5 protein-coding genes and 1 pseudogene are annotated in these 5,351 nt (G+C 26.1%); all 6 read left to right on the top strand.

Translation table 11 applies throughout. The annotated features are described in order from the left end of the window. Positions 1-530 (top strand): annotated as a pseudogene (locus L8X50_RS08120) (alpha-2,3-sialyltransferase); the annotation flags it as partial. Beyond that, complete coding sequence (locus tag L8X50_RS08115; RefSeq protein ID WP_230107757.1) at positions 527-1,120, top strand: hypothetical protein; 594 nt, start codon at positions 527-529, stop codon at positions 1,118-1,120. The pseudogene L8X50_RS08120 and the gene L8X50_RS08115, both read left to right, overlap by 4 nt. Next, on the top strand, positions 1,113-2,411 hold the full coding sequence (locus tag L8X50_RS08110) for an HAD-IA family hydrolase (RefSeq protein WP_230107756.1): 1,299 nt from the start codon (positions 1,113-1,115) through the stop codon (positions 2,409-2,411). The genes L8X50_RS08115 and L8X50_RS08110 overlap by 8 nt, the downstream gene beginning before the upstream one ends. Then, on the top strand, positions 2,401-3,126 hold the full coding sequence (locus L8X50_RS08105) for a class II aldolase/adducin family protein (RefSeq protein WP_230107755.1): 726 nt from the start codon (positions 2,401-2,403) through the stop codon (positions 3,124-3,126). Before L8X50_RS08110 ends, L8X50_RS08105 begins: the two co-directional genes overlap by 11 nt. Position 3,127: 1 nt before the next feature. Beyond that, entirely contained in the window at positions 3,128-4,609 is a 1,482-nt protein-coding gene (locus L8X50_RS08100; protein WP_230107754.1) for a sugar phosphate nucleotidyltransferase, read from the top strand. Then, positions 4,606-5,351: hypothetical protein (locus L8X50_RS08095; RefSeq protein WP_263660880.1), on the top strand; the 746-nt coding region annotated here is incomplete at its 3' end. The genes L8X50_RS08100 and L8X50_RS08095, both read left to right, overlap by 4 nt.

Below are 5,351 nucleotides of genomic sequence, written 5' to 3'. Positions count from 1 at the left end.
CTCTAAAAGCCAATGAAGCTAAATTAATACAAATACAAAATTCAAACAATGTTCTTAATAAAACCATAAAAGAAAAAGACAATATTATAAATTCTAAAATAAATCACATCAATCAATTACAAAGTAACATACAAGAAAATTTAACTCAACTCAATCAAGCCCAATCTAAACTATCCTTCCAAACTAAATACGGTACAGCCAAAATAAGAATTCAAAACCAACTCTCATATAAACTAGGTCAAGCTATGATAGTAAATTCTAAATATTTCTTAGGCTACTTAATAATGCCTATAGCATTATTAAGTATAATGATTTCACATAAACAAGAACAAAAAAACTACCAAGAAAAAATAAAAAAAGATCCTTCTTTAAAATTACCTCCTTTAGAATCATATCCTGATTATAAAGAAGCCTTAAAACTTAAAAATCATCTTTCTTATAAACTAGGACAAGCTCTTATACAAGCCAATAAAACTTGGTATAAGGGTGGGTATGTTAAGATATGGTTTGAGATAAGGAGGTTAGAGTGATTTTTTTACATCGTCAAAATAATTTAGAGTTCCCTATTGAAAATTATGGTATAGAAATTGATTTAAGATATAATGGAAAATTAGTGTTAAATCATGATTTATTGGAGAAAGATTCCTTATATTCTTATTTTGAAGAAAAAAATCAATATATGAAAAATATCCCTATTGTTTGTAATATAAAAGAATCAGGATTAGAGGAAAAAATTATAGAATTGCTTGGTAATAATTTTGAGTATTATTTTTTAGATTCTCAAATTCCAGATATTTTAAGATTATCAAAAAATGGATATCAAGGTAAATTTATTATTAGAATTTCAGATGTAGAATCTCATAATGAAAAACTTATGGATATTAGTAAGCCTAAATATGTATGGGTGGATTATTCACAATTTTCTAGTTTTAACATTAAAGATTATCAAGAATTTATTTATAATATCAAGCCAAAACTAGAGCAAGTTGAACCTATATTGGTTTCTCCCGAGTTATACGATCTATCATATATGAAACTTATAAAACCTATTCAAAGTATTCTACCAAAAGGGTTTTCTGTATGTACTAAAAAACCTGAGTTATGGAGCGTTTATGTTTAATCTAAGAAAAATAGCTGAAAAATACAAACTTATTATGGTTGATATTGATAATACCTTGTTTAATTACACATTTGCACATAAAAATGCCTTAGAAGCTACAATGAAACAATATAATTTTACACTAGAAGATTATGATCTAGCAAAAAAGATGATTGCAAAGAGGGGATTATCTGCAAATCATCATAAAAAAGAATTGTATTTTAAAATTATTTGTGAAAATAAAAATATTCATTTTTCAAAAGCTAGTGATATGTTTGAGTTGTATGTTTCTATTTTTACAAGAAATTTAAAAGTAGATAAAACAATGTTTGAATTTTTATGTTTTATTAAAAGTCTTAATAAAAAAGTAATAGCTATAACAAACTTTTATTTTATTGAGCAAATCCATAAACTAAATTGTGCAAATTTGACAAATATGATTGATTATTTGGTATGCTCTGAAGAATTTGAGCTTGAGAAACCAAATAAAGCGCTTGTTAATAGAGCTTTGGAGCTTTATGGGAAATTTATTGATGAAGAAGAAATTGTAATGATTGGAGATTCTATCGCCGATGATTTTCTAGGAGGAGGATATAGGATAAATTATTATCCATATAATTGTTCAAAGTTATTGATCTCAATTTCTGGAAAAAGTGGAAGTGGAAAGACTACTTTGAGTAATGCTATTGATGAGATATATAAAAGTTTTATTATTAGTACTGATGGCTATCATAAATATGAAAGGCATTCTAAGATGTGGGAGAGGGTGACACACTATAACCCAGAAGCAAATAATCTTATTCAGTTAGCTATGGATATAAAACATATTTATCAAGATATAGGAAATAAACTATATATACCATTATACGATCATAAAAAAGGAGTGATTGTTAAATCCGATGAGATTAAGATTAAAGATTTAGATATTGTGATTATAGAGGGTTTACACACTTTATATCAAGAGGTTATAGGAGATTTTGTAAAAATTAAAATATACATCGATTCAGATGAAGCAGATAAACAGAAGATAAATAGAGATAGTAAAGAAAGAAATTATAGCCATTCAAAAATTATAGATACTATACAAAAACGAGAAGAAGATTATAAAAAATACCTTGAAAAACAAAAAGACAATGCAAATTTTCTAATTATAGTTAGAGATGGTATTTTTAAAATACATTTAAGGGGTATATTGTTAAATAATTACTTACAAAAAGAATATATCGGTAGATATGAAGATTTGATTCAAACCGTAAAAGATATTTTTGGTCTGATTTTGAAAAATAGATGGGTAATGGAAAATGATGTATAATAATGAAAAGCTTAATGGATGTATTAAAGACTACCAAAAATTGTGTAAAATTTTTGGTAATATCTTGGATGCGCCATCAAAAGGTGGAAATATTTCTATAAAGAATGATGAATATTTCATCATTAAGGCTTCAGGCGAGGATTTAAAAAAAGAGCATAAAATTTCTATTTTTAAAAATAATGTCAATTCTTTTTCTTATTATAAAGATTATTCTGTAGATATTGTGAAGCCATCTATGGAAATCAAAATGCATATGGTGTTTAAAAATAAATATGTAGCACATTATCATCCTGTTTATATTTTACCTTATTTATGTGCCAAAGAATATAAATTTGAAAATTATGAAACTATTGATTTTGCCTTACCCGGAAATGATTTATATGAAGCACTAAGTAAAAGTTGTTCTTATCAAGAAAAGGGTATAATATTGCTACGAAATCATGGCGTTGTTGTTTACGCAGAGCAAATTCAAGATATAATAGAATTATATAATCAATTAAAAAGTGAATTTTTTGAACAAAATGATTTTGTGTATACTCCAGATGATGCAGTTGATAAGACTAATGAGGAGCTATGGTTGTTTAGAAATGCAATGGAGAATATTGCTATTAAAAAACAAATTAATCTACGCCCATTAAAAGTGAGTGAAATTGATAAATTGTTAAATTTGCCTGATGAGCAATATAGAAAAAAAATTATGGAAAGTGAGAATTAGAATGAATATTATTATACCTGCAACTGGAATAGGCAAGAGATTTAAAGAAGCTGGATATAAAGAATTAAAACCTTTTATTAAAGTTATGAAAGATAAACTCATTCTAGATTATGTGATTGAATGCTTTGATGTTCAAAATGATATTTTTTATTTTATTGTCCAAGAGTGTGAGAAAAGTAAATTTGAAGATTTTGTTTTATCTAGAGAAATTAAAGCAAAAATTATTATTTATAAAGGGGAAAAACTAGGACCTGCTGGAAGCTTATATGGCGTGGTGTCACAGTTACAAGATATGCTTGATAAGGAAGTTATCATTAGCTATTGTGATTTTGGGCAAGAATGGAACTATAAAGATTTTCTACAATTTGTACAAGAAAACCCAGATGCTCAGGCTATAATTCCTTGTTATACTAGTTATCACCCTCATTTATTGCCTTTAGAAAATGTGTATGCAGTATGCAAGGTGTATGATAATACTTATAAAGTATATGAAGTTATAGAAAAATATAATTCTAAGAATAAATTTGAAGAATATCATTCTTCTGGTATTTATTATTTTAGAGCTTTAAAGTTAGCTATTGAAGCAATAAAAAAACAAATAGAAGCCAAAGATATGGTTTCCGGGGAATATTATGTGTCAGTAACTAATAATTATCTAGAAAATGTTTTATGCTATCCTTTTATAGAGAAATTTTATCAATTTGGTACTCCGAAAGACTTTGAATATGTAAAAGAAAAACTTAATTCACAAGATGTTAATAATGAAAAAATAAAAATACAAAATACTATTATATTATCTGCTGGTAGAGGAGAGAGATTTTTAAATCTTAATTTTAATCAGCCAAAACCATTTTTACCTCTTGGTAAAACAAGTATTATAGAGAATATAATTGATACCCTAAAAGATGTTGAGACGAAAGTTATTTGTGTTGGTGCACAAGATCATGAAAAATATTGGGAAAATATAAAACAAGAAGTAAGGTTTGTCAAGCCTAATAAGATTGGTGCGGCGTATTCTTATAAAGAATCTTGTGGAGATTTGTCAGGTGATGTTTTAATTCTTCCGTGTGATCTGATTGCCAAGCATATTAATAGGGAATTTATGAGATTGCAAAAAGAATATGAAGTTATTGTATTTGTTACACATGCTTCTAAATATAATATTAATAATCCACATTATTTTACTTGGGTAGAAGGGAAAGATAATAAAATAGATAATATTTTTGTTAAAAATAGATCTAATGATGCAAATTTGGTAATGATAGGAAGTTTTTATTTTAAGGAAAATTCTTTGTTATTAGAGTATATAAATAAAATATTTCAAGAAGATATAAAAACTAATGGCGAATTCTATATAGATAATGCATTTGAATTGTTAATTAAAACGCATAAGATAGGTTATATAATCGTTGATAATTATTTTTCTTTTGGAACTCCTGATGAATATTTGGAAAATAAGTATTGGTTTAAGGATAATACATGAAAAGACTTGCAATATGCTTATATGGACATTGTCGAACTTTTGAGTTGACATATCAAAATTTTTTTAAATTTGTAGTTGATGAAAATAAGCTAGATGGTTATGAGGTCGATATTTTTTTTCATACCTGGGATCTGTATCATGATAGTTTCGGTTCTTGGCATAAACATAATTCTTTCTTTAATAAGATTCCTCTCGATGAAACAGAAAAGCAAAAATTATATAATATATATAAGCCAAAATCATTTTTGATTGAACATCTACTAGAAGGAGAACATGGTTGTAATGTTTCTCTTGATAAAGTTAATGCAATAAGGGAAAAATATTCAAAAGAAAATAAAATCCATTATGAGTATATTTTATATACAAGAATGGATGTAATGTTTTTATATTCATTTAAAATAAATTTATTTTTACAATCTTATAATCATGTTGAGCTACAAAATATAACTCCAAAAGATAATGAAAAATTTCTTTTTGTGGCTAATAATGCTTTCACTAGATTTAAAATATTAGATCCTAGATATCCAAATGAAGGAGATTTATTGTGGTTCTCTAATTTTAGCTCAAAAAGACCACATTTAGAGAATGATTGCAATATTGTTTTTATTGACTATAGAATTCATAATCATTGTTATATATCTCGAGCAAATATATTATCCGAAGAAAATATTTGGAGAAGAATTGATGAGCAGCAAAAACATATTGAATACTGCAATACTTTATTAAGAAAAAAAGATTTATT

The sequence above is a fragment of the Campylobacter sp. CNRCH_2013_0898h genome (assembly GCF_025772965.1).
GTDB classification, from domain to species: Bacteria; Campylobacterota; Campylobacteria; order Campylobacterales; family Campylobacteraceae; genus Campylobacter_D; species Campylobacter_D lari_D.
Note: the sequence above shows the minus strand (reverse complement) of the source record. Positions and strands in the feature narration are given on the sequence as shown.